We start from the raw sequence: 23,091 nt of genomic DNA, 5'->3' as shown, positions 1-23,091 counted from the left end.
ACTTTATGGATATTTAAAGAAATGAGAAAGATATCAGAATCTGAAAAGAAACTAATTGTAGGGGGAGCAGGGAGGAGAAGATATTCTCCTCTTTCCTCTAAACCTAAGAGTGGAATAGTTAACTGTAATACTAGATTCCATAATATTTCCTTACTAGCTTTGTCTAGTATTCCAGGACTAATTACTTTAGGTGAGGAAATTTATTCTTTCTTCTTCGGTGACAAAGGAAATGCAAAACAAGTTTCTTCACATTTCAGTCCAGTAGGGAGTGGATATTATGGAAATTATTCGGGAGGAGGCAGTAATGCCTCCAATAGAAGAGATTTCTTCTCTTATGCATCAGAAGCCCTGAGACCAACAATTAGATTCTCGCCTTATTACTACAAGAGCGGAATATCCTTTGGAGTACCTTGAGCAGTCTAATAAAAGTGAAAAAGTTAAGTATTAATGAAAAGAAAATAATTAGAGGGGGCGCAGCCTCTCTAATGGGAATAGCTACAGGAATACTAACTTTTTCAAGTTTGGCAAATCTAATAATGGACTTAATTAATAGATATTGAAAAAGAAAGCCAACAATTGTTGAAACAAGTGTGCATGAAAATTGTTTCAATAATCCTGAATGCTATCTTCCTAAAATGGGATTTCAGCGAAATCCAGAAGATTTACAAGAAAATAGAATAACTTTCCTTTAGGCTTTCACTCCTTCCCCTTAACGGGGAAATAAAGGAAAACTAATTAATAATTAATTCCAAGAACTTTTTCTTCTTCAACAACTGTTTCATAATGTCTCTTTCTGGATCTAATAAATACACCATATAGTTTTCCATAAAGTCTTCCAAGTCTTCAACTCAATTTAGCTAGACAGAAAGAGAACATAGTTGAGAAGCAGCAAGAAGATATTGCTGCAAGCAATATTAAAAGGAATACAGCATAAATAATTTCATTTAGCCTGAATGCTAGCAACAATACTAAAGCTACAGCTAGCATTCCAACATAGTAAGAATTACCTTGTCTAATAATTCACTTCAATCTATTGGATTGAATTTTCAAAAATAGTTTTTGATCTTCTATCTTATTGTTATTTCCTGTCAATTCATTTGAAAAAGACAGCGAACTCATTCAAAGAATAATTAGCATCATAAAGCTAATGAAAGATATTTCTGGCATTAGCTCAGAAATCTTAAATGGAAATAGCATAAGGAAAAAGAATTTAACTCCAAATAGACAAATTGATGAAATTAAGAAAGCTAAAGCATTGAGAGAGCCAAATCTGAAAATAGAGTAAAAGAACAAAGGAATTAGAGATCAAAGAGATAGCTTCACTGCTGTTTGCAGTGAAGGCATCTTAGAAAAAGCTTCAGTAGTTTGAATTTCATAATTCTTAATTTCTTGAGTTTGTTGGCCATTTTGCACGCCATTACCATTTGTGGTACCTTTTAATTTTTCAATTATTTGATCTAGTGATAATCCTTCAGGAAATAGATAGTATAGAAGGGAAATTGAATTCCCATTAGCTTTAATGTCTTTAGGAGCTTCAGACAGTGTCTTATATTTTCCTTCAAAAGTTTTTAAAGCTTCGGTGATAGTCCCATTAGCTTTGGAATCAATTGACAGCAATTGATTATTTTTGAAAAACTCAGGATAATGAAGATTTGCTCCTCCAATACACAAAAGTATTCCAAGAATACCTAAACAGATAAGAAGAGGAGAAAAATTCTTTCTAATTTTTCTAACAGGCTTATCTATTGCTTCATCTTCATTACCCAATAAAAGAGAATATTTAGGATTAGATCATTGTCTTGCAGGGAGAATAGAGTTTCTTTGATCCTCCAAAGAAAGAATTAGTTTTGGAAGATAAAAGTTAGAAAACAATCATCAAAGAGCAGTAATACATAGTATTCCTAAAACTACTAAAAGTCCTAATTCTTTAAGAGTTGAAGGAAATAAAAACACAAAAAGTGATCCCGGAATTAACAGCAGAAGTGTTAATTCATAAAGATATAAGTTATGTTTTTTTCTAGCTAGCAAAATTGCTAGCTTGACTGTATAGATTTTCTTTAGGAGATATTTTTGCGCAAACTTAAAGAAGTGAATTACTTTTAAGTGCCCAAAGAGAGATAGAGCTACTGCCCCAAAAACTGTCTCCCTACTAAAGGGAAGGCCAGCCAGCATAAATAGATTAAATATGGAAAATGCTGAAACTGATAGAAAGGCTGAGGTTACCAGCCCAGGTAACCTATATTTAGTTCATGTGACAAAAAGTAATAATAAGACAAATATGAAGCAAGGGATTGAACCCTCCATATTTGCCTTAAATTACTTTATTTTTCACAAAGTATTCTTCCCTGATAATTGGGTAATCCTTATCAGGAGAATTAGTAAAAGTTAATGAAGGTCACTGATCTTTGTTGCTATTAGTTGTTCTTAATGTGAAATTCTTAATACTGTAATTCTTAAATAGGTCTAATACTTCATTAACTTTTCACTCACTATTTATTCTTCTGTCTGGAGTAATAGTAACTTTTACATTACTATTAAATTCATTTCCACCTTCTAGGGCATAAAGCGCATCAGGTCCTGATGCATAAGTAATGTAATTAGGGAAAAAGGATTCAAAACCTAGTTTGTCACCTCCTTCAAGTACTTGCAGGAGATGATCTTTGAAAATAGTGATTTTGTCTCCTTTTTCTTGAAGGAGGTTGTATATCTTATTGATATCTTCAGAAGATATTTCTTGGGGAGCAAGACTTTGTTTGTCTTGCTTATTAGATCAAATACTACTGTAGTATAGGGAGAAGAAATTCTTCTCCTCTTCAGTTAATTTCTTGTAAAGAGATTTAACTTTCTTTTTAATCTCATTTTTTTGAGTTTGTTCTTTTTCGAGTAAATCTCTTATTGAGCTATGTTTTTGAAGATTTGTTTGATTAAAGAATCAAATATGGAATCCTAAATTGAGCTTTAGTCTCAGAAGATCCTTATCTAATCAAACAAATCATCTTTTAGCCCCAATAGATTCAGAAGGGTAGTAAACCAATTTTTTAATTTCGTTTTGATCAATCTTTACTCCCTTGAAGTAAAGATCTATAGCTTCTTGGTTTAGAGCATTCTGAGCACTTTTTGTATATTGGGGCAAAAAGTTCTCAGTTTTTATTAGCTCCTTAAAAAGATTTCCAGAAGTTAATTCAGAGTCTGATGATTTTTTTTCATAGTATCTATCAACAGTAATCTGATTTAGTCTTACTGTTTTTAGTCATTCAAGTTCTCTATGATCTTCTAATTTCTCTTTGTGAACTTGAATGTAAAAGTTAGGATTACCTTCTCCCTCCATGTTGGAAGTAGCATATTGAGTTATTTTGTTTACAAAAGCAGGATAAGAGTAATACTTTTTGTAGTATCCCTCTATTCTCGCTTTGTCCTCATCAACTAAATGAGTTTTTTCTTTATTAGTTGATGAAAATAATGGCAATCTAAAGAAATAGTGATATGTTCTATTGGGGGATTGAATGCTATCGGAAGCATTCTTAATTATTGGGGCAGAAACTGAAGAGAAAATGGCCGTTGTAGTAAGTCAAAGAGGTAATTTTGCGGCCATTTTCTTAGAAGTCTAGAATTAGTTCTACGCTATTGAAAATTGAGGCTTCAAGAACATAAATTTTTCTATTATAAATAAATTTATAATTTAATTGGTTTTCGGGGGTTTTGGACTACCAATTTATAATTTACCTGAAATTTTTGACCCAAAGTATTGAATTTATTAACTTATTAAATAACTAAATTATGCCTATTTTTCCTTTACTAGCGAATGGAATTAAGCTCTTTCTAGTACTTGGTGTTGGCCTTGGAGGCCATCAAATTTATGGAGTTGTTTCAGGAAAGAACTTTATGGATGATGGATATTTCTATCATCTTGACAAGATGTCATCTAATGAAGGAAAAGCAAAACTAGGAGAAAACAAAGTTTATAACCAAGATTCAGTGGTGGATGGAAGAGCTAACTATATGTATAGCAATGATTGAAAAGAACATCATGCAGAAAAAGTTGATTTTCACAAAGATTGAGGATTTACTAATAGAATGAGAGCCTTAAGAGAAAGTAATTATGAACAAGAAAGCAATATATATAAATTAATAAAGGATCACACACTTAAATTGGTGATGCCTTGTCAATCAGGTACTGGTTGACTTTTAGATTTTGAATTACCACAAAACGGCAAATATCCTACTAGATGATTTATAGCTACAAACTTACACGTTATTAATAAGTTTGTATTCAAAGATAATCCTTATGGAGCTTCACTTCCAATAACTGAAGCTTCTAAGTGAACACACTTACCTAGTTATTACTCTTATTCAAGATATCTAGGTAATGGATATAAAAATTACTTAGATAGCTGCCAAGCATCTATCTACAATAAGACTTCTGAACTAAGACTATTCACAGAAGAAGATGTAAATGATAGAGAGCATAATGATTTAGGAAATCAAGTTTCTCACTATTATCAACAGAATAATTACAACTACAACCCCCTAAGTGACTTCTTAGGGGGTTGAAATAATTGATCATCTTTCAATAATTGAAGCTCTATCGAAAGATTCCAAAATCAACCAAGAATTTATACAACTACAGTTAAGGATCCTAAATTGGTTTACTCAGCAGTTAACTTCTTGGGCCCTAGATACACAGTATCAGGACATCAAGTAGATAAAGAAGATTACTTCAAGGACTTTGGTGTCCTAGAAGTTAATTTTGAAAACGAAAAACAAGCAAAACTAATAACTAATAAGGTATTTGATAAGTATTACAAAGATAAGCTAAATGGAAATCAACAGGTAAGTCAAGAAAGAAGAAGGGCAAAAAGAAATATTCAATCTGTCAATTTAGACCAAAACAAAGTCAATTACATTGACTTTTTTGCTCCTGAATTGATGAGTAAATATACTCCTCAACAATTAGCAGAAGGTAAAGATAATTTCTTTATTGGTGGTTATCCAGGATCAGTAGAAGAAAATCTTTCTTTCTCTATGAATCAAAAATTCAAAGTAGTTGATAGAGGAAGATATTATAGCCCTAATTACTGAAGTTGAAGAAATTACAATGATGTAATTACTGCAGAACCTACAAAAAGTAAGTTAACTTACTTTAAGAATGATAGAAGATATTTCCTACCTACTGATTACAACTTAACTAACAGTAAGGGAGGAATTATTCCTGGTCATGCTGACCTAGCAGCAATTGATAGAAATTCAGATTCTTCAAAAATAAATTGAAATGGTAAAGAATTATCTGGTTGGGGTTACAACTACCTAATTAACAATACTTTCCTAGGAAGCGGAGCTTCAGGAAGTATGGTATTAGACCAAACAGGAGCTCTGTTAGGCCTCTATAGAATGTATAACCCAGGTCTTAACTATGGATTTGTAGAGCCTGTTAGAGGTAGTTGAGTAGTAGAGGAAAAAACAGGAAAAGTTATTCTTCCTGGATTTGACTTAATTGCAGGAACAGGAAAAAATGTAGTTTCTTATAGAACTCAAATGGAAAAAAGATTTAATTCAAGTCTTAAAACTTATTTAAGTTCTAAGAACTGAAATCTTAAGCAAAAGTAATTTAAATAGCTTAGTTGGGATTTAACCCAACTAAGCTATTTAAATTAACTTATAAAAATAAAAAGATAAGTTAAAAATATGTTTTGATCTTTACAGTCCAAATTCTGGAGAAGAGGATTAACTAGAACTAAGCTTTACACCACTTGTGCATTCCTGGGGGGGGCGCAATAGTCATTGGAATCGTTGGTTCCGAAATGACAGAAAAACTTATATCTACTAGTTCCACTAGTTTAGCAAGAACAATTAGTAGCTGGTTTCCACCAGCTACTGATCAACAAGTTCAACAAGAACAGGAATCTGTTGATTTGTCTGCTCAAGCTTGAGCGGCTTTAACACTAATTTCCACAACAACATTTGAATATGTGAAGCATTTTGTCCTAGAAACCAAAAGGATTATAGAGGAATTTTCTAATTGAAAAATGTGAGAAAAATGAAGATCAATTGATTTAAAGCAAGTATGAGAGAACTGTGTCAAACCCCTTTGAAATTCTTGTGCTATGATACTAGGACTTAAATATCAAAACATTTATAAAGTAGATTCAGGAATGATTAGGAAATTAATAATGTATCTATATGAAAATGGAGAATTAGGACTAAAAAACTTTTTAGTATTTAGCATCTGGATAGATGCTCAAGCACAAATTAAATCAAAAAATAATCAAAATAGTAGTGGAGGCCCAACAACTATTTCGAAAGAAAATATGGACGTCTATTTAGCTTATGCTGAAAATCTAACTAGAAAAAAATTAGGAAATAATTGATCACAATTCGAAAATCCTTTTGAAAAATTTCAGCAAATTATTGATAGTCAAAAGTAATAATTAAATAAATGTTTAAAGTAATGCAAACAACCAAACTGTGGTTTGGTGGTAGCTTATCGCAAACCAAACTTTGTGTAACTTGTGCCGCTATCGTGGGGGGGGCTTTGCAACCAGCTTAATAACGAGAGAAACATTATCTAATGATCTTTCAAGTGTCGCAATTAGCATTTGAGGAAAACTTAAGGAATGGTTTCCCTATCCTCAAGAAAATAATGTAGATCAGCCACAACAGCAGCAAGAAACTGCTGATTTTTCTTCTAAAGCTTGAGCAGCTTTAACTTTTATTCCTGAAAAAATATTTGAATATTTAAGTTATTTTGTTTTAGAAACTAAAAGCACAGTAGAACAATTTTCTAGTTGAAAAATGTGAAAGGAAAACAATTGAAAATCTATAAATTTACAACAAGTTTGAGAAAATTGTGCGAAACCAATTTTCAATTCCTTTTCTTTAATAATTGGGCTGAAATATAAAGATCTATATACAGTAGATTCTTGATTTTGATGAAGTCTACTTGTTTATTTATATAAACATGGAAATGAAGGGTTAAGAAATTTCTTATTCTTTAGTATTTGGATAGATACGGAAGCTAAGGCTAGACAACAAAATGCATCTTCCACCAATTCTCAACAAGTAAAAAAGACAAACTTATCCAAAAGCAATCTATATTGATATATGGGTTATGCAGAAAATTTAGCTAGAAAACATTTTGGAACAAATTGAGATCAATTAGATAATCCTTTCAAAAAACTACAAGAAATACCTGAAAAAATTAAATAAGAGCAAATAAATAAAAATTAAGTAATAATTACTTAATAGAAAATGTTTAAGGCAATGCAAACAACGAAACTCTGGTTTGGGGGTGGCTTATCGCAAGCCAAACTTTGTGTAACTTGTGCAGCTATTGCGGGGGGGGCTTTGCAACCAGCTTAATAGCTAGAGAAACACTATCTAATGATCTTTCAAATGTTGCCACAAGCATCTGAAAGAAACTTAAAGAATGATTCCCCCCTCCTTCTCGAGAAAATAATCTAGAACAACAGCAACAACAAACGGAGGGATCTTCCTCCACTTCTATTTTTGTTACTGCCCTTGAAACAGCTTGAGATTTAACTAAAAGCGCTACAGTTAGTTTTTTCACAAGTATTGTTGAAATGGGAAGAAGACTTTGGAAATTAAAAGATAAAGAATGATCTAAATCTGCTGAACAAGCACAGCAAATTCAATTAGAAAATTCCAGTAATGGAGATCCTCAACAACAGCAGCAACAAAGAGTTGCTACTTTCAGAGATTTTGTTAATGGTTTTTTAATTCTTTGTCATGGTGTTTATAGAGATGTTTTTGATGTTGAAATAGGAACAGTATTTTATTTATTGTGAGGAGTTTTGGTAGATTCAGGAAGTTTTGAGTGAAAGTGAGAATGATCCACTTTCACTTCATTATCTCAAGCTTTAGGTAAAGGAATGGATGAAAGAGTTAAAGAATTATTAAAGTTATTGTTTTTCTTAAATCTTGTTGGAGAACAAAAGAGAAAAACACATAAACCTAATAATGGAGATCAAAGTTCAAATCAACAAACCAAATACAAATTAACTTAGAAATAATATGAAGTGAGCTACTTATAGTGCAGAAGCACAATCTAGTAGTTCCTAGTCATTTCAAAAAATTTAATAAGAAGAAATAGGGCTTAAAGCCCTTTTCTCCCTTATAATGGTATTTAGAAAATGAATATAACTTTATTAAAAAATTGTCTTGTAGGATTATTTTCCTTAGGAACTGTTGGGGGGGGGCGTTGGTTCAGGTTTCGGATCTTTATTAACGAATAAAGAGCCAGAAAAGAGTGTCTTAAGTAGTTCTTTAAGTTCAAAGAATCCTGAATCAGGGATTTCTTTGGAAGATAAAAAAGAAGAAGTTGATCATAGAAATAAGGATCAACAACAAAAATCTTTAAATCAAGGTCAAACCAGTTCTACCAAAAAACAATCTGTAATTAAAGTAGTTCAAGGAAAAGAAACTAATAAAGGTCCTGTAGTTCCTCCCTTATCCCCAAAACAAGATAAGGTTCAAAGAGTAAGCTCTTCTACATCAGGTAATAAAAATACTTCAAATAATCAACAAAATTCTGGTCAACCTTTAGCAAAAAAATCTGTACCTGTAACTCCAAAGCCAGTAACCACCCAAAACAGAAATAATCGATCTTTAGAAGAAGATCAAGAACCCGTACTTTGAGCTAAATCTGAAGCAGATAGAAATAATCCAGGAAAAACATGTTTGCATTCATTCTTGGGAAGAAATTATGTAGGTTCAGTTTGTGGACTTCCATAATTTCAGATAATTTCACTAAAAAGCAGTAAAATTCAAATCAAGTTTTTAAGTTGTTTAAAAAAGAAATAATGAAAATATTTCCATCTTTTAACTTTGCGGGGGGGGCACCACTTCGAATCTAAGATTTTTATTTAAAAATGAAATAGTAAATAAAGAAGGTCCTGAAAAAGGACCTTCTAAAAAACAAGAAGGAAAATATTACTTCTTTTTAAATCCAGCTATTAAATAATGGTTAGTTTTTCTTTACTCACAAAAATTCTTTTAGGAGTTCTTTCTGTGGGAGCTATTGGTGGAGGAACTAGTATTGGAGTAGTTTCTTTTATGGGGAATAAAAATGAGTCAACAGAAATAACTCAAAGTAAACAAAAAGTCGAAGAGGAAGAAAAATTAGATGATGATACTGATCTTCAAATAGTAAGTAGAGGAAGAGTTACTTGTTTTTATAAGATTGGCAAGAAAGATCGGAAGTTAAAGGGATATAACTGTAACTGAAATAGGTTTTAGAAAAAACTTTTCCATAAAAATTAATGAAAAATATGTTTTGCTTTATAATACTTTTTAGAAATTCTTAGAAAAAAATAATGACACTGCTAGTTAAAGGTCTAATGTGACTAGGTTCCTTTGGTTCTTTGGGGGGGGGCATTGGTTCAGGGCTAGGTTCTCTATTTAATAGCGAACAACAATCAACAAATGTTTTAACAAGTCAAGAAGTAAGTCCTCAAGGAGGACTTACTCAAGGACCAAAAGTTAAAGAAAATTCTCAAGATTCTCAACAAGGACAAGGAGCTAAACAAATTTCTCCTAAATCACAAAATCAACAAAATATCTCAAGAAATGTAAATTCTCCTTCTCCAGCTCCAAGAGGTAGAACTTTAACAGTATTTTCTTCAAACTCTAGAACTAATCAATCTTCTTCTTCAAGAACAAATTCTCAACAAAGATCTGTTAGATTAATAGATACTCCAAGAGAGCTAAAGACACAACCAAGTAGACGTAATGGTTATTTAATTAGAGAGGACGATAGAGTGGCAGAAATATATTATGATGAAAGAGGAAGAACTTGTACCGAAACCACTCCTAGAAGTAGAAGAGAATCAATAACAATAGTTTGTTACTAAATTAGTTAAAAAGTAAAGGGCTAAAAAGCCCTTACTTTTAACAAAAACTTTTAAAAGTCTTTTTCTATATTTCGATGAATTTTGCTTTTTAAAAACATAAAAATGGGCAGACCTTTCTAACTATTTAAGGGAATAAAAATTATTTCCAAAAAAAGATAGTTTAAGAAATATGAAGGGGCTGAAAAGCCCCTTTTTATTTATTTTTTAGATTAAAAACTAAAAATTATTATGTTTTCTCCGCAAATTAAATTAAGTTAAAAATTTAGCATAAAAAACAATTAAATTCAATTTATAAATTTTTTATTTTTTCTTATTAAAAAAGAAGAAATTAACAAAAAATTCGTTAGTTGTGTTTAAAAATATTCAAAAAATTAGTGCTTTTCTTATAATATTTTTCAGAAAATGGCAATGTCACTACTACTTAAAGGATTAATGGGATTAGCTTCCTTAGGTTCCGTGGGGGGGGCATTGGCTCAGGTTTAGGTTCATTACTAGGTAATAGTCAATCACAAAGTGAATTAATTAAAAAAGAATCAGAAAGTCCGCAAGGACTTTCTGTTCAAGCAAAAGATTCTCCAGCTTCATCAGTTCAAAGTCAAGATTCAAAAAATAACAATCCACAAGTAGTCAAAGAAGTTAAAAAAGAAGAAAAGTTAACAAAAACTGAAGAAACTCAAAGAAATTCAGATTCTCAAAGAGTTAGAAGAGATGCAGTTAGCCAAAGAATTTCGCAACCAGTTCAATCACCAGCAAAACCTGCTTCCACCCCAAAACAACAAAAACCTAATTCAAAAGCACCGGTAGCGAAAAATATTGTAAATAAACAACCAAATAATATAAAGCCTAGAAGAATTTATCCAGAACAAGTAGAGGATAGCGATACCATTGAAGTTAGAAATAGTAGAAGACAAGATGGAGCTAATTGCCTAGAAACATGAATCAATGGTTATTGATTTAGTGCAGTTTGCAGTATTTCAGGTTAAAAATTGTTTAATCTGAATTTGATAACTAAAGGATTAATTGGAATTATTTCTATAGCTTCTGCGGGGGGGGCATAGGATCTAGTTTAGGTTCAGCTTTCAGTGTTAATTCACAACCAAAAACTGAATTAGTAGATAAAGAAGAAAGTTCCCGAGAGGGACTTTCTTCTCAAAAACAATTTATTCAAACACTAGTTTCTGAAAGTCAACAAAGTCATATAGAAAATAATTCTGAAAGTAGTAAATCAACAATTGCAGAAATTTCAAATCTTAAAAAAGATTTAGAAAAACAGACACAACAATCAGTTCAAGACAATATTCCAAAAATTTCTAAATCCTTACCCTCTACTTCCGAACATCAACAAAAAAATAGAACTTCGGCTAGAACAACTTCTAGAAGTGAAGTGGAATCAGAAGAAAATATTACCTATGAAGTTAGATATTATTCTGGACCAAATGGGGCCAATTGTATGGAAACAATAGTAAATGGAAGATCTAATGGTTCATTCTGTAGAGTTAGTAAATAGTTAGATGTTTAATTTAGGTTTGTTATCAAAAGGTTTGATGGGACTTATATCCCTAGGTGGTGTCGGAGGAGGACTTGGGACTGGTTTAGGTTCAGTATTTGGTTACAATCAACAACCAAATACTGAATTAGTATCTAAGGAAAAAGGAAGTTCTGTTGAAAATTCTTCTTTTGAAGAGACAAAGACTAATTCTCAAATTTCAAATAGAGAACAAAACCCAGAAAATACAACTCCAACAGAACAAGAAGTTTCGCCATCTTCTAGAGTTAGAAAAGACTTAAATAAACAAGAGACAACTAAAGAATCTCCTTTAGCAATAACTAAATCTTCAGCTTCTCCTTCTTCTTTTTCTTCACCTAAACAATCAAAACCTAGCATAAATAATCCTCCACAAGTTAAAAAGCTTTCACAGCGACAAGAAAAGAAGCCTCAAACTGGATCAACTTCTTCAAAAGAAATAGATATAGAAAGAGATTCTTTTGAAGTTAAATCAAGAAATATACCTAATGGTTATTGTTTAGAGACTTGAATAAATGGAAAATTCCATAGTCAATTCTGTCGCGTCAAGAGCTAAGCAACTAAGAGATGTTTAATCTCAGCTTAGTTGCTAAGGGATTGATCTGTCTTATATCCTTTGGAACTATTGGAGGAGTAGCTAGTTTAGCTAGTGTAAGTAATTCACTAAATAATTCAGAAATAACAAAAGAAGTTATTTCTGATCAATCAGGACAGCAATCAGAAGATCCTGCTATACCTGAAGGAAATATTGTCAAAAAACCTAATGATGAAGAAGTAGAAAATTCTGGAAAGGAAAATTCTATTCCCTCTAATCCTTCTGATAAGAAAGGAGGTGAAACAATCCAGTCAAACTCTCTTCTAGAATCTTCAAATATACAAAAAATAAGAAAACCTTCTTTTTCTTTTCAAATGAAAAATAAATTTGTAAAACATTTATCAGCTATGACTAAAAAACATTTAAAAAATTAATGACTTTCTTATAATTTTTTGCAGAAAATGGCAATGTCACTACTACTTAAAGGATTAATGGGATTGGCTTCTTTAGGTTCCGTGGGGGGGGCATTGGTTCCGGTCTAGGATCTTTACTTAACAGAGAACAACAACCAACAAGTGTTTTAACAAGTCAAGAAGTAAGTCCTCAAGAAGGACTTACTCAAAAACCAGAAGTTAAAAAAGAAACTCAAGATTCGCAAAAAACACAACAATCTAAAAATGTTTCTTCTGGAATTCAAAGTAAGCAACCTACTGTTAAAAATGTAAATCCTTCACCTCAAGTTTCAAGAGGTAGAGCTTCAACAGTTTCCTCTCCTAGAGCAAATTCTCAACCTAAATCTTCAACACCAAAAGTGACTCCTCAACAAAGAAAACCATCTATACCTTCAAACAATATGGAAAGAGTTTTAAGAACAAAGCCAAGTAAACCTAATGGACATTTAATTCAAGAAGAAGATAGAGTGATAGAAATATATCGAAATCAATGAGGAGGAACTTGTACCGAAACCATTCCTAGAGACAGAAGAGAAGTAATTACAATATTCTGTTACTAAATTAGTCAAAAAGTAAAGGGCTAAAAAGCCCTTACTTTTGACAAAAAACCCTTAGAAATTTCTTTTTATATTTAGATAAATTTTTCTCTTCAAAGACATAAAAGTGGGTAGAACAATCTAATTATTTTGAAAGTAAAAATTCTTCCAGAAAAAAGATAATTTAAGAAATATTAAGGGGCTAAAAAAGCCCCTTTTATGTATTTTTTAAGTTAAAAACTAAAAATTATTATGTTTTCCTCGCGAAGCTATTTAAACGAAATATTTGAGCTTAAAAGTAATTAAATTTAATTTACAATTTTTTTATTTTTTCTTAACTTAACAAATAGAAAGAAATTAATAAATCTTTATTAGTTTTATAAGAGAAATATTTAAAAAATTAGTGTTTTTCTTATAATTTTTTCCAGAAAATGACAATGTCACTGTTGCTTAAAGGATTAATGGGTCTAGCTTCCTTAGGTTCCGTGGGGGGGGCATAGGATCTGGTTTAGGTTCACTACTAGGGGATAATCAACCAAAAAGCGAATTAGTTAGAAAAGAGGAAGGTCCTAAAGCAGGACTTTCTTTTAAAGCAGATAATTTAGATCAAATTTCAGTTATTTTGCAACAACAATCACTTTCAGGAAATAGTCATCCTAAAACAGAAAAAAGTACTTCTTCTGTAACAGTAAGTAATTCTTCTCAAGGAAATTCAAGAGTTAGAAGAGATAGTGGAAGTAGTAGTTTACCTAAAACTCAACAATCCAGTCCAAAAGCTGCGCCAAGTAAGACTCAAGCACAAAAACCCATAGCCTCTAAGCCTTTTTCACCTTTTGATGTTCCAAAATTAAATGAAAAGGAAAGACAACAATCTACTGTAGTTAAGGAAACTAGAGGAGAAAGAATTAGTTGCCTTCATACTTGATGAGGAGGCTATTACAATGGTGCAACTTGCAGATCCTGATAATTTAAGAAATGTTTAGTTCAGGATTGTTAACTAAGGGATTAATAGGACTTATTTCTATAGGTGGTGCGGGGGGGGCATTGGTTCCGGTCTAGGATCACTATTTGGATTTAGTTCACAAACACAAAATCAATTAACAAAAGTAGCGGAAAGTCCTCAACAAGGATTTTCTGAAAAATTTCAACCAAAAGATCAAAGTTCCGAATCACACAAAGAAAAAGAAGTTAGTCAAAAAGGACAAAAATCTACAGACCAAAAAACTAAACAAGTAGTTCCTCCTAAAAATCAAGAAACTCCTAAACCAGTATCTAAAACTTTCTCACACTTTAATAGACCAACATTAACTGAAGAAGAAAAAAGACAATCGGTGGTAGTTAAAACAACTGTAGGGAATGGAATGAGCTGTTTCCATACTTGATGAAATGGAGTATATCAACATGGACTATACTGCAGAACTAGTAGTTAAAAACTAGAAAATGTTTAGTTTAGGTTTGTTAAATAAAGGTCTTATGGGGCTTATTTCCTTGGGAGGAATTGGAGGAGGAGTCGGATCAGGATTGGGCTCAATATTTGGCAATAATTCTCAATCCAAAAATGAATTAATTAAAAGAGAAGAAAGTTCTAAAGAAGGACTTTCTTCTGGAATAGAAAGATTAAGTCAAACTCCGGTTATTAGTTCTCAGAAGTCATCTTCTGATGAAAGTGGTTACCAAGGAGGTACAAGAGTTAGAAGAAATGTTCGAGATAGTGTTTTTACCAAAACTCAACAACAAACTGCAAAAGTTACGCAGAGAAAACAACAAGTTCAAAAGCCCACAACACCTAAACCTTTTTCACCTTTTGATGTTCCTCAATTAACTGAGGCAGAAAAGAAACAACCTGTTTTGGTTAAGACAACTAGTGGAGATAGAATAAGTTGTCTTCATACTTGATGAAGCGGTGTATATCAGAATGGTGCTATCTGCAGATATAAATAATTAGAAATGTTTAGTTTAGGTCTTTTAAATAAATGTCTTATGGGACTTATTTCTTTAGGAGGCATCGGGGGGGGAGTTGGATCAGGATTAGGTTCAATATTTAATAGTGAACAAACACCACAAAATAAGCTAGTAAGTGAGGTAGAAAGTCCCGAAAAGGGACTTTCTGACGGAAAACAAGAATTAGTTCAAATTTCTGATAATCAGAGTTCACAATCCCCTATAAAAGGTATTCATTCCCGAAAAGAAGAAATTCCTGAATCACCAAAGAATTCAGTCAATAAAGAACAGGTAAATTCAAGAGTTAAGAGAGAATTAAATTCTGAAAGTGGAAAAACAAATAAAAAAGTTTCAAAATCAACTCCCAAAAAAGAATCTTCCCAAAATAAAACAACTAGTTATTCTTCCCCTCTTATAGCCCCTAAATTAACAGAAGAAGAGAGAAAGCAAGAAGTTACAGTTAAGTCAATTAGTGGAAATGGGATTAGTTGTCTTCACACTTGATGATGGGGAGTATATCAAGGAGGAGCAGTTTGCAGAAGTAAAAATTAAATTAGATGTTTAATGTAAGTTTGTTAACTAAGGGATTTATTGGATTAATTTCTATAGCTAGTGCGGGGGGGGCATTGGTTCCGGTTTAGGTTCAGTATTTGGAAATAATTCACAACCAAAAACTGAATTAGTAGATCAAGCAGAAAGTCCCGAAAAGGGACTTTCTTCTGAAGTTAATTTAAGAACTCAAGAAAATTTAGAAAAAGATTCTCAAGATTCTGCAAGAGTAAAAGATACTTCTTCAACCAAATCATCTAATAGATCAAAACAAATTAAATCTATTTCCGCAGAATCAGAAGTTAAAAAACCTCAAGTTAATAATTCTTCTTCAAATGAAGAAGAGCAAGAAGAAGTTGTAGTTAAAGAAGTTAAGGGAGAGAATGGTTCTTATTGTCTACATACTTGGGTTAAAGGTGTATATCAAAATGGAGCATTTTGCTTTAACCCAAGTAGATAAAGTTAAATGTTTAATTTAGGTTTGTTAACTAAAGGTTTAGTAGGTTTAGTCTCATTAGGTGGTGTTGGTGGAGGACTTGGATCCGGCTTAGGAGCAATATTTAATAATTCTGAACAACCTAAAGTTGAAGTAGTGAAAAATCAAGAAATAAATCCTAATGGAGGAGATTCTTCGACAATAAAAGTGAATGAATCTCCCGAACAAGATCAAAAATTTGAAGAAAATATTTCTTCAAATAAATTAAGAACCGAGGAAGATACAAAATTATTGACACAAGAGGGACAAACTAAAAATCATTCCTCATTACCAAGAGAAATAACTTCTCCAAAACATCAAACCTCTAAAAAGCCTAATGTATCCTCTGTAATTCCACCATTAACTGAAGAAGAGAAAAATCAAGAATTTGCTGTTAGGTATGTTTCAGGAAGTAATGGTTCTTATTGCATTCACACTTGATCATGAGGAAAATATATGAGTGGAGCATTCTGTTACAATGCAGGAAGTTAAGGCTTAAATGCTTAATTTAAGCCTTTTAGCTAAAGGTTCAATATGTTTATTATCTATTGGCACCATTGGAAGTGTTGCTGGCTTGGCCAGCTCAGGAAATTTATTTAATAGTTCAGAAATAGTTGAAGTTCAACAACAAAATCCAGAAGATTTAGGTGCAGGCAGACTCGAAAATGATCCAAAAACAGATAATTTAACTCCAGATCAACAGGAAGGTAAAGAATCTTCTTTAGACTCTTCACAACCTTCTGATCCCTTAAAAACAGACGATTCGCAATCTCCCTCATCTGACATCCAAACTAATTCAAAAATTGAGCCCAGAAAAAGAGAACCAGCAATTTCAATTCAAATGGTTTATGGTCAAGGACCTTTCCCTTGTCTTAGAAAGTTTGTCGATGGAGTAATAAATTCTGTAACTTGTGGAAATCCCCCACAAATTAGTTCAGACTCTTCAAATTAGAAAAAGAACATAAAGGGCTTTTGACAGCCCTTTTTAGTTGTTAAATATTATTTAGTAATTTGAAAGGTTGAAGTTTATTAACTAAAGTTTTTTCCGGACTCTTAATTATTGGTACTAGTGGAGGAGGTGCCGGAATTGGATTAGGTTCTATTTTTAAGGAAAAAACTTTAGAAAATAAAGAATCAGAAACTCAGAATACTGAACAAGGGTTAAAAGGAGAAGGAAATATTTCCTCCCCTGAAGCTCCTAAAGATTTAGTAATTTCGGAAGGAAAATCTCTTGAACAAAAATCTTCAATTCCTGAAAATCCAAAATCTAAAGAATTAACTTCTGAGAAACAATCAGATGGATCTGTAAGAATTTCTGGTTCTTCATTGGGAGATTTTCAATGTAGAAGAATAGAGAGAACTGATGGCTCAATAGGATTGGCTTGTTCTTAAAAAACTAAAACATTCAAAAGACATTATTGAAAAATATTTAAAAATAATGTCTTTCCTTATAATATTTTTCAGAAATTCTTAAAAAGTAACAATGTCATTACTAATTAAAGGACTAATGTGATTAGGTTCTTTTGGTTCCTTGGGGGGGGGGCATTGGATCTGGTTTAGGTTCACTACTAGGTAGTAGTCAACAACCACAAAGTGAATTAGTTAAGAAAGAAGAAGGTCCACAAGGACCTTCATCTTCTATAAATGAAAAAGAAACTGTTCAAAAAGAAATTAAGGTAAAGCCAAAATCATCTTCTCAAACACCAACACAATCTAAATCCAGAACACCTAGATCAGTAAATACAGGACAACAAGTTAATAAACCGAGAAAGAGTTATAGCTCTATGACTCTTCAAGAAAAGATAGATTGAGCAATTGAAAGATTTACAAAACAAGGATGAACTCTGTGAAAAGAAGAAGGAGTTATGAAGAAATGAGAAAGACATGGAGATAAGACTTGTGACCACACAAAATATCTAGATGGAGATCTAAGACCTTTATCAATTACTTGTTATAAGACAGTAGTAAGTTAATACTATGAATTTCTTAACTTTAGTTCCTAAAGGTCTTTGAGCCCTTCTAACTGTTGGATTAGGAGGAGGCGGAGCTGGTTATGGAGTAGGAGCAATATTTGGAGAAAGTAATACCAATAATCCAACTATAGAAATAAAGAAAGAAGTTGGAGAAAAAGAAAAACAAGAAACTGAAGTAAGTAAACAACATCAAGAGGTTAAAGTTACTCAAGTTGAAGATTCAAATAGACCAAAATCTAGAACTATTAGATCAGTAAATACTCAACCAGCCAAAAGTTACAGATCTTTAACTCTTGAAGAAAAAAATGAAAGAGCTAAAGAAAGATTTTTAAAGAAAGGTTGAGTTCTTTGAGAAAAAGAACAAGTTATGAAACACTGAGAAAAAAATGGAGATAATATTTGTGACTATACAAAATACCTAGATGGAGATTTGAGACCTGTAACAATAGTTTGTTACAAGGCAGTAGACTTTACAATCCCAAGACAATAGTTTTTTAAAAAAGAGCCTTATATGGCTCTTTTTTAAATAATTCAAAAATAGTTAAAGCAGAAAAAGATAAATAGCGAAAATAATCCGCTTTCACTTATAATGACACTTAAGAAAATGAGAATTAATAAATATATATTTACTAATTTGCTGGGGGGGGGCTTTCAAAATAAATCACAATTTAGATAATGAATTAATAGTTAGTGAAGAAAGGTCCTAAAAAGGACCTTTAATCATTAATGGTTTTGGGATTCAAAAATTTAAGTACATTAACTAAAAGTCTTTGCAGTTTATTTTTTATTGGAGTTAGTGGTGGAGGAACTGGATTAGGAGTAAGTACTGCTTTTACAGAAAGCAGTTCTAACAATACAACTAATAATGTTTTGAAAGTTGGAGGTGAAAATAATGGTGGAAGTTTAGAAAGTCATGATTCTAAAAATCCTGATATTGTTAATGCTTCTTCAAGTACAGAAGTAAATTCAAATTCCGAATTAGCTTCTCAAAACCCTATAACTACAAATAATTCAGTTGAGTTAGTGAAAACTCAAGATCAGGAAGACTTTAAGTCCGATATTTCTACAACTATACAAGTTTCACCCACAAGAAGTTCTGAATCTAACAAAGGTTCTCAAGAAACAGAATCAACACAAGAACAACAAATTCCTAAAAAAGAACCTTTTGTTTCTAGTTATCAAACAGGAGAACTTAGATGTTTACCAGCAGTTCAAATAGAAAATACATGATCTCAAATTTGCCACAGAATTCATCACAACTAACAAATAAGAATCAATAATAAAGGGCTAAAGCCCTTTATTTATTAATTACTAAAAATTAATTAAGAAAATTGAAAAGCTTTAGTTTATTATCTAAAGTTTTTTCTGGATTATTAATTGTTGGTACTAGTGGAGGAGGTGCTGGAATAGGTTTAGGATCATTATTTAATAAATCTGATGATCAAAGATCAAAAGAATCTAGAGAAAATGAAGAACAAAAACTAATAAATAATGAAATAGAAACTCGCGCAGAAGATTCTCCTACTAAATCTACAAAGGATTTAGGAGGGCAAAACTCACTAAAACCAGAAATAAATATAAAACCTGAATTACTCGAAGGGAAAGATGAAATTGTTTCTACTGAAGAAATTGATATAGGTTTTGGTTATGTTTGTATAAAAACAACTATGAAGAGCGGAAATATACAACAATCTTGCCAACCAAAGGAATAATTTAAAAAATAAGAAAAGGGCTAAGTAGCCCTTTTTATTTGTTTTTCAAAAAACAATCAACTTTGAATTTCAAGTAAATCTGAAAAATTTTCCAAAAATAGTAAAAAATTATTTTTTTCTAAAAAAGAAGATAAAAATCCTTATCTTCTTATAATGACTTTTAAGAAAAATTTTTTAATGAAATATTTTTTTAGTAAGTTTTCAGCTTTGCTGGGGGGGGCATTCAGATAGAAAAGTTAAGTGAGTTAATTAAAGAAGGAAGGTCCTTTTAAAGGACCTTTACTAAAAATTAATGCCCGCAGGAATTAAGAGTTGAAGTCTAATAACTAAAGGACTTTGAGGACTTTTAATTCTTGGGGTAGGAGGTGGAGGAACTGGTTATGGAGTAAGTTCTGTTTTTACTGAAAGTAAAGTTGGAGATGCAATTCAAAAAGTTTTGAAAATAGATTCTGGAAAGCCAGAATCTTCAAGTAATTTTGACCATTTAAGTTCCGGAATTAATGAATAACAACCGTTAAAGGGTGACGAGGGTTTAAATGAAAATTTTCCTAAATTAACAGATATTTCTCTGACAAGTCCTGTAAATACCCCTTCTGCTGAAATTTAGTCAACAACCAATTAATGTTTCAGAAATAGTTCCCCAAAATAAAGGAGCTTCAATTTCAGATATAGTGAATCCAAATACTGAAATAACTCCTGAAGTTATGTCAGTACAAAAAATAAATGTTCCTCTTAATACTTCAAATAGAAGTAGTGGAACTAGCTCCATTCCTACACAACAAACATCAAGAAATTTCTTATGCAAGTTCTAGTGGCGTAAAAACTTTAATTCCAGAAAATAAAGAACCTATTCAAGCATCTAGTCCTGCAATTAATTCAAGAGAAGATAGACCAACTCCTAGAATTCTTCAAGTTCCTAAGAATACTCAATCCCAATCCACTCCTTCTAAAGAAATTGCATCTTCAAAAAATATTTCAAATGGTGTGACATCTCCAAGAGCACCAGTTATAGGAAGAACAAATAATTTATCAAGATCTTCGCAGACTTCCGCCTCAGCAATAGCAGTAAAACAACCCCAACCTAGTATTTCTAGACCAACAGGAAATTCTCAATCACCAATCAAGAGTATTCAAGAAACAAGAGGTGTACAGCCAAAAAGACAAGAGTCAACTATTGTTTCTGCTAGCTCTAGACAAGCATTACCGGAAAAAAGAGAGGATCCTAAAGTAGAACATCAAGCAAGTAATTTTCAATCAAAACCCTCAACACAGCAATTTCCGCTATCTTCAATAACAACTTCACCAGTTATTTCAGTCGCAAATTCTCAAACTTCAGAAAATAAATCTCCAGTTAGGAATCCTGAAAGTAGTTCTTCCCTTTCTCAACCTCCAGTAACATCAAACCCTAAAAATTCTTCAATTTCTAGAGAATCTAAAAAACAAACACCAGAAAAACCTGCAGAAAAATTCACACCAAATTATTGAATAGGAGAAATGAGATGTTTTTCTAGCGTGTATGAAAATATATGATCACAAGTTTGTCACAGAATACACTACTAGAAAAGTGGAATAGTAAATAATAAAGGGCCCAATAGCCCTTTATTATTTACTTACTAAAAATTAAGTAAGTTGAAAAGTTTAAGTTTTTTATCTAAAGTTTTGTCTGGGCTAGTTATTGTAGGTGCTGGTGGTGGAGGAGCAGGATTCGGTATTGGCTCCTTTTTCCCTAAAAAAGAAGAACCTAATAACCATGTAAGCGGTTCAAGTACCAAAGATACAAAATTAGAAAAAACTCTCGCTGACTCTTCGGAAATTGAAGGTTTAGGGAACAAAAAACAAGATGATGATATTTCATCTCAAGATGAAATAGTTGAAGTTAGTGAAACTGAAATAATGGGATTTATTTGCAGGACAACAAAGAGTAGAGGGGGAGAAACAAAACAATCTTGTTTCCCGAAATAATTTAAAAATCTTTAATTTTTTTATAATGATTTCCAGAAAACAAGATTTTTTTAAGTAAAAAAAGCATATGAATAAATATTTTGCAAATTCTGCGGGGGGGGCCGTAAGCTAAAAGATAAAAACAATGAATTAATAAGTAAATTAGAAGGTCCTTTAAGAGGACCTTCATTTACAGTTTCACTTTAATAGGAAATGGCTTTAGGAGCCAAAAATTTAAGTTCTTTAACTAAAGGATTTTGAAGTCTTTTAGTTTTGGGGGCCGGAGGTGGAGGTTCTGGTTATGGAATTAGTACTGATTTTTCTGCAGAAAATGTAGAAAAAACAATTAATAAAGTGACTGAAATAGTTTCTAGAAATGATGACAAACCAAAAGAAAACAATTTAGGAGGCACCCAACAATTAATGTCAACACCTTCTTCTTTATCTCTTGAAACTCAACTTGAAAATAAGGAAGAAAAATCTCAAAATAGTTCTGTTACTGAAAATAAATCTTTAAAAGATTCTCACGAACAAACTTTATTGGAAGGCCTTAAAGAAAGTAATGATTCCCATTACACAACATTACAGCAGGAAATACAACAATCGGAGGAAAAAAAGTTTGAACCAAATTATGAAGTTGGAAATATGAGATGTATTGATAGTGTTTATGAGGGGATATGATCTCGTTTTTGTTCTAGAATTTATCACTAAAAAATTAAAAATAATAAAGAGCTTTAGCTCTTTATTAATAATCGTTTAAAAATTTTTTAAGAGAATTTCAAATTTTTTTATATTTCCTCCTTATAATGACTTCTAAGAAAATGAGTTTTTCTCGTTATAATCAAGAATTTTTAAATTTCACTTTTATTGATTTTGCGGGGGGGGACAAAGATAAAAAAATCAATATATGAATTAGTAAATAGAGCATAAGGTCCTCTCAAAGGACCTTTTACTCAATAAAACATTTAAAAATTAATGTCTGCCATTAAGGGCTGAAGTTCATTTACTAAAGGTCTTTGAAGCCTTTTAGTTTTAGGTGCAGGCGGCGCAGGTTCTGGATATGGAATTAGTACTGCTTTCTCCGGAGAAAATATTCAAAAAACCATTAATGAAGTTGTTGGAGTAAGCGGAGATAAAGAAAAAACTGATACCACTTCTACTGAACTAACTTCTGCCCCAGAAGTTGATTTATTGAATGAAGGTACTCTAACTACACCCACTTCAGCAATTAATGAAAATTTAGAAACTTTTCCTAAAAAAGATTCAATAACAGACCCACAATCTTCTCTAGAAAATCCTTTGTCCACTTTACCAAAAAAAGAAAAAGAAACTCAAAAACAACCAGAACTTACACAAAAATTAAGTAAACCTTCAACATCAGCTTCAACAACTTCTGTCGAAAAAATAACTGAAGAGGAAGAGAATAAACCATTTACTCCTCAATTTGAAGTAGGAAAATTAAGATGCTTTGATAGTCATTTAGGAGGATCTGTTTGTACCCGAATTTATCACTCTTAGAAAATGAAATAACAAACAAAGGGCTAAAAAGCCCTTTTTATATTTATTAACTAAAAATTTTTCTAAAG

The 23,091-nt window shown here is 31.7% G+C and carries 35 protein-coding genes; 26 read left to right on the top strand and 9 right to left on the bottom strand.

Annotation, left to right across the window (positions count from 1 at the left end):
* Positions 1-21 precede the first annotated feature (21 nt).
* The gene (locus tag MSU_RS03805; RefSeq protein ID WP_013610134.1) at positions 22-423 is read left to right on the top strand and encodes a hypothetical protein; all 402 of its coding nucleotides are present in this window, start codon (positions 22-24) and stop codon (positions 421-423) included.
* Between the two features lie 5 nt (positions 424-428).
* The gene (locus MSU_RS03800) at positions 429-692 is read left to right on the top strand and encodes a hypothetical protein (protein ID WP_148221856.1); all 264 of its coding nucleotides are present in this window, start codon (positions 429-431) and stop codon (positions 690-692) included.
* A gap of 43 nt (positions 693-735) precedes the next feature.
* Here the strand turns inward: MSU_RS03800 and MSU_RS03795 are convergent, their stop codons facing one another.
* Both MSU_RS03795 and MSU_RS03790 read right to left on the bottom strand, forming a co-directional pair.
* Positions 736-2,172: a hypothetical protein gene (locus MSU_RS03795; RefSeq protein WP_148221855.1), complete on the bottom strand. Its 1,437-nt coding sequence runs from the start codon at positions 2,170-2,172 to the stop codon at positions 736-738.
* Positions 2,173-2,311: 139 nt separating this feature from the next.
* Positions 2,312-3,592, bottom strand: coding sequence for a hypothetical protein (locus MSU_RS03790; RefSeq protein ID WP_013610131.1), 1,281 nt, complete (start codon positions 3,590-3,592; stop codon positions 2,312-2,314).
* 185 nt (positions 3,593-3,777) lie between these two features.
* Here MSU_RS03790 and MSU_RS03785 point away from each other — a divergent pair, with 185 nt between their 5' ends.
* From MSU_RS03785 to MSU_RS03755, 7 genes are all read left to right on the top strand, one after another.
* Positions 3,778-5,604: an MIP family Ig-specific serine endopeptidase gene (locus tag MSU_RS03785; protein ID WP_013610130.1), complete on the top strand. Its 1,827-nt coding sequence runs from the start codon at positions 3,778-3,780 to the stop codon at positions 5,602-5,604.
* Between the two features lie 143 nt (positions 5,605-5,747).
* Positions 5,748-6,422, top strand: coding sequence for a hypothetical protein (locus tag MSU_RS03780; protein WP_013609417.1), 675 nt, complete (start codon positions 5,748-5,750; stop codon positions 6,420-6,422).
* A gap of 82 nt (positions 6,423-6,504) precedes the next feature.
* Positions 6,505-7,203, top strand: coding sequence for a hypothetical protein (locus MSU_RS03775; protein ID WP_148221854.1), 699 nt, complete (start codon positions 6,505-6,507; stop codon positions 7,201-7,203).
* A 113-nt stretch (positions 7,204-7,316) separates the two neighbouring features.
* Positions 7,317-8,021 carry a hypothetical protein gene (locus tag MSU_RS04705; protein WP_193345416.1) on the top strand — a complete coding sequence of 235 codons (705 nt, stop codon included), beginning with the start codon at positions 7,317-7,319 and terminating at the stop codon, positions 8,019-8,021.
* Positions 8,022-8,202: 181 nt separating this feature from the next.
* Positions 8,203-8,748 carry a hypothetical protein gene (locus MSU_RS03765; RefSeq protein ID WP_013609414.1) on the top strand — a complete coding sequence of 182 codons (546 nt, stop codon included), beginning with the start codon at positions 8,203-8,205 and terminating at the stop codon, positions 8,746-8,748.
* Positions 8,749-8,976: 228 nt separating this feature from the next.
* The gene (locus MSU_RS03760; protein WP_013609412.1) at positions 8,977-9,252 is read left to right on the top strand and encodes a hydroxymethylglutaryl-CoA reductase; all 276 of its coding nucleotides are present in this window, start codon (positions 8,977-8,979) and stop codon (positions 9,250-9,252) included.
* Between the two features lie 101 nt (positions 9,253-9,353).
* Complete coding sequence (locus MSU_RS03755; RefSeq protein ID WP_148221853.1) at positions 9,354-9,866, top strand: hypothetical protein; 513 nt, start codon at positions 9,354-9,356, stop codon at positions 9,864-9,866.
* 421 nt (positions 9,867-10,287) lie between these two features.
* On the opposite strand, the gene MSU_RS03750 is transcribed toward MSU_RS03755, so the two are convergent.
* Positions 10,288-10,632 carry a hypothetical protein gene (locus tag MSU_RS03750; RefSeq protein ID WP_013610125.1) on the bottom strand — a complete coding sequence of 115 codons (345 nt, stop codon included), beginning with the start codon at positions 10,630-10,632 and terminating at the stop codon, positions 10,288-10,290.
* A gap of 266 nt (positions 10,633-10,898) precedes the next feature.
* Entirely contained in the window at positions 10,899-11,162 is a 264-nt protein-coding gene (locus MSU_RS03745; protein WP_013610124.1) for a hypothetical protein, read from the bottom strand.
* Between the two features lie 88 nt (positions 11,163-11,250).
* On the opposite strand from MSU_RS03745, the gene MSU_RS04965 reads away from it, so the two are divergent.
* Genes MSU_RS04965 through MSU_RS03735 form a run of 3 tightly spaced genes read left to right on the top strand, consistent with a single transcriptional unit; the run spans position 11,251 to position 12,360 of the window.
* Positions 11,251-11,373, top strand: a complete 123-nt coding sequence (locus MSU_RS04965) for a hypothetical protein (protein WP_013609410.1) — start codon at positions 11,251-11,253, stop codon at positions 11,371-11,373.
* A 4-nt stretch (positions 11,374-11,377) separates the two neighbouring features.
* Positions 11,378-11,947: a hypothetical protein gene (locus MSU_RS03740; RefSeq protein WP_013610123.1), complete on the top strand. Its 570-nt coding sequence runs from the start codon at positions 11,378-11,380 to the stop codon at positions 11,945-11,947.
* An 11-nt stretch (positions 11,948-11,958) separates the two neighbouring features.
* Positions 11,959-12,360 carry a hypothetical protein gene (locus MSU_RS03735; RefSeq protein ID WP_013610122.1) on the top strand — a complete coding sequence of 134 codons (402 nt, stop codon included), beginning with the start codon at positions 11,959-11,961 and terminating at the stop codon, positions 12,358-12,360.
* A gap of 46 nt (positions 12,361-12,406) precedes the next feature.
* Here the strand turns inward: MSU_RS03735 and MSU_RS04675 are convergent, their stop codons facing one another.
* Positions 12,407-12,895 carry a hypothetical protein gene (locus MSU_RS04675; protein ID WP_013610121.1) on the bottom strand — a complete coding sequence of 163 codons (489 nt, stop codon included), beginning with the start codon at positions 12,893-12,895 and terminating at the stop codon, positions 12,407-12,409.
* 641 nt (positions 12,896-13,536) lie between these two features.
* On the opposite strand from MSU_RS04675, the gene MSU_RS03725 reads away from it, so the two are divergent.
* Entirely contained in the window at positions 13,537-13,881 is a 345-nt protein-coding gene (locus tag MSU_RS03725) for a hypothetical protein (RefSeq protein ID WP_013609405.1), read from the top strand.
* Positions 13,882-13,935: 54 nt separating this feature from the next.
* On the opposite strand, the gene MSU_RS04850 is transcribed toward MSU_RS03725, so the two are convergent.
* Positions 13,936-14,091 carry a hypothetical protein gene (locus MSU_RS04850; RefSeq protein WP_158307465.1) on the bottom strand — a complete coding sequence of 52 codons (156 nt, stop codon included), beginning with the start codon at positions 14,089-14,091 and terminating at the stop codon, positions 13,936-13,938.
* A 263-nt stretch (positions 14,092-14,354) separates the two neighbouring features.
* Between MSU_RS04850 and MSU_RS03720 the strand changes: the two genes are divergently transcribed.
* Positions 14,355-14,855 (top strand): hypothetical protein, encoded by a 501-nt coding sequence (locus tag MSU_RS03720; RefSeq protein ID WP_013609404.1) that lies wholly within the window; start codon positions 14,355-14,357, stop codon positions 14,853-14,855.
* A gap of 6 nt (positions 14,856-14,861) precedes the next feature.
* A complete protein-coding gene (locus tag MSU_RS03715; protein ID WP_013610119.1) occupies positions 14,862-15,407 on the top strand; it encodes a hypothetical protein in 546 nt (181 codons plus the stop codon).
* Positions 15,408-15,464: 57 nt separating this feature from the next.
* Here MSU_RS03715 and MSU_RS03710 read toward each other — a convergent pair whose 3' ends face one another.
* A complete protein-coding gene (locus MSU_RS03710) occupies positions 15,465-15,656 on the bottom strand; it encodes a hypothetical protein (protein WP_013610118.1) in 192 nt (63 codons plus the stop codon).
* Between the two features lie 214 nt (positions 15,657-15,870).
* Between MSU_RS03710 and MSU_RS03705 the strand changes: the two genes are divergently transcribed.
* From MSU_RS03705 to MSU_RS03670, 8 genes are all read left to right on the top strand, one after another.
* Positions 15,871-16,371: a hypothetical protein gene (locus tag MSU_RS03705; protein ID WP_013610117.1), complete on the top strand. Its 501-nt coding sequence runs from the start codon at positions 15,871-15,873 to the stop codon at positions 16,369-16,371.
* A 7-nt stretch (positions 16,372-16,378) separates the two neighbouring features.
* On the top strand, positions 16,379-16,831 hold the full coding sequence (locus MSU_RS03700) for a hypothetical protein (protein ID WP_013610116.1): 453 nt from the start codon (positions 16,379-16,381) through the stop codon (positions 16,829-16,831).
* A 59-nt stretch (positions 16,832-16,890) separates the two neighbouring features.
* On the top strand, positions 16,891-17,271 hold the full coding sequence (locus MSU_RS03695; RefSeq protein WP_013609400.1) for a hypothetical protein: 381 nt from the start codon (positions 16,891-16,893) through the stop codon (positions 17,269-17,271).
* A gap of 131 nt (positions 17,272-17,402) precedes the next feature.
* Entirely contained in the window at positions 17,403-17,852 is a 450-nt protein-coding gene (locus MSU_RS04395; RefSeq protein ID WP_013610115.1) for a hypothetical protein, read from the top strand.
* A gap of 4 nt (positions 17,853-17,856) precedes the next feature.
* On the top strand, positions 17,857-18,342 hold the full coding sequence (locus tag MSU_RS03685; protein WP_013609398.1) for a hypothetical protein: 486 nt from the start codon (positions 17,857-17,859) through the stop codon (positions 18,340-18,342).
* Positions 18,343-18,578: 236 nt separating this feature from the next.
* Positions 18,579-19,115, top strand: coding sequence for a hypothetical protein (locus MSU_RS03680; protein ID WP_013609396.1), 537 nt, complete (start codon positions 18,579-18,581; stop codon positions 19,113-19,115).
* A 68-nt stretch (positions 19,116-19,183) separates the two neighbouring features.
* Positions 19,184-19,564: a hypothetical protein gene (locus tag MSU_RS03675; protein WP_013609395.1), complete on the top strand. Its 381-nt coding sequence runs from the start codon at positions 19,184-19,186 to the stop codon at positions 19,562-19,564.
* Between the two features lie 292 nt (positions 19,565-19,856).
* Positions 19,857-20,072 carry a hypothetical protein gene (locus tag MSU_RS03670; RefSeq protein WP_013609394.1) on the top strand — a complete coding sequence of 72 codons (216 nt, stop codon included), beginning with the start codon at positions 19,857-19,859 and terminating at the stop codon, positions 20,070-20,072.
* 45 nt (positions 20,073-20,117) lie between these two features.
* On the opposite strand, the gene MSU_RS03665 is transcribed toward MSU_RS03670, so the two are convergent.
* Together MSU_RS03665 and MSU_RS04590 are read right to left on the bottom strand one after the other, a co-directional pair.
* Complete coding sequence (locus MSU_RS03665; protein ID WP_148221852.1) at positions 20,118-20,369, bottom strand: hypothetical protein; 252 nt, start codon at positions 20,367-20,369, stop codon at positions 20,118-20,120.
* Positions 20,362-21,036 (bottom strand): hypothetical protein, encoded by a 675-nt coding sequence (locus tag MSU_RS04590; protein ID WP_148221851.1) that lies wholly within the window; start codon positions 21,034-21,036, stop codon positions 20,362-20,364. Before MSU_RS04590 ends, MSU_RS03665 begins: the two co-directional genes overlap by 8 nt.
* 157 nt (positions 21,037-21,193) lie before the next feature.
* Between MSU_RS04590 and MSU_RS03655 the strand changes: the two genes are divergently transcribed.
* The 3 genes from MSU_RS03655 (at position 21,194) to MSU_RS03645 (ending at position 23,023) form a co-directional block, all read left to right on the top strand.
* Positions 21,194-21,526 carry a hypothetical protein gene (locus MSU_RS03655; protein WP_013610113.1) on the top strand — a complete coding sequence of 111 codons (333 nt, stop codon included), beginning with the start codon at positions 21,194-21,196 and terminating at the stop codon, positions 21,524-21,526.
* A 192-nt stretch (positions 21,527-21,718) separates the two neighbouring features.
* Positions 21,719-22,216 (top strand): hypothetical protein, encoded by a 498-nt coding sequence (locus MSU_RS03650; RefSeq protein WP_013610112.1) that lies wholly within the window; start codon positions 21,719-21,721, stop codon positions 22,214-22,216.
* A 264-nt stretch (positions 22,217-22,480) separates the two neighbouring features.
* The gene (locus tag MSU_RS03645) at positions 22,481-23,023 is read left to right on the top strand and encodes a hypothetical protein (protein ID WP_013610111.1); all 543 of its coding nucleotides are present in this window, start codon (positions 22,481-22,483) and stop codon (positions 23,021-23,023) included.
* Positions 23,024-23,091: the final 68 nt, after the last annotated feature.

Source organism: Mycoplasma suis str. Illinois, assembly GCF_000179035.2.
GTDB lineage: Bacteria > Bacillota_I > Bacilli_A > Mycoplasmatales > Mycoplasmoidaceae > Eperythrozoon_A > Eperythrozoon_A suis.
The sequence above is the reverse complement of the archived record's forward strand: the minus strand, read 5'-3'. Positions and strand labels throughout refer to the sequence as shown.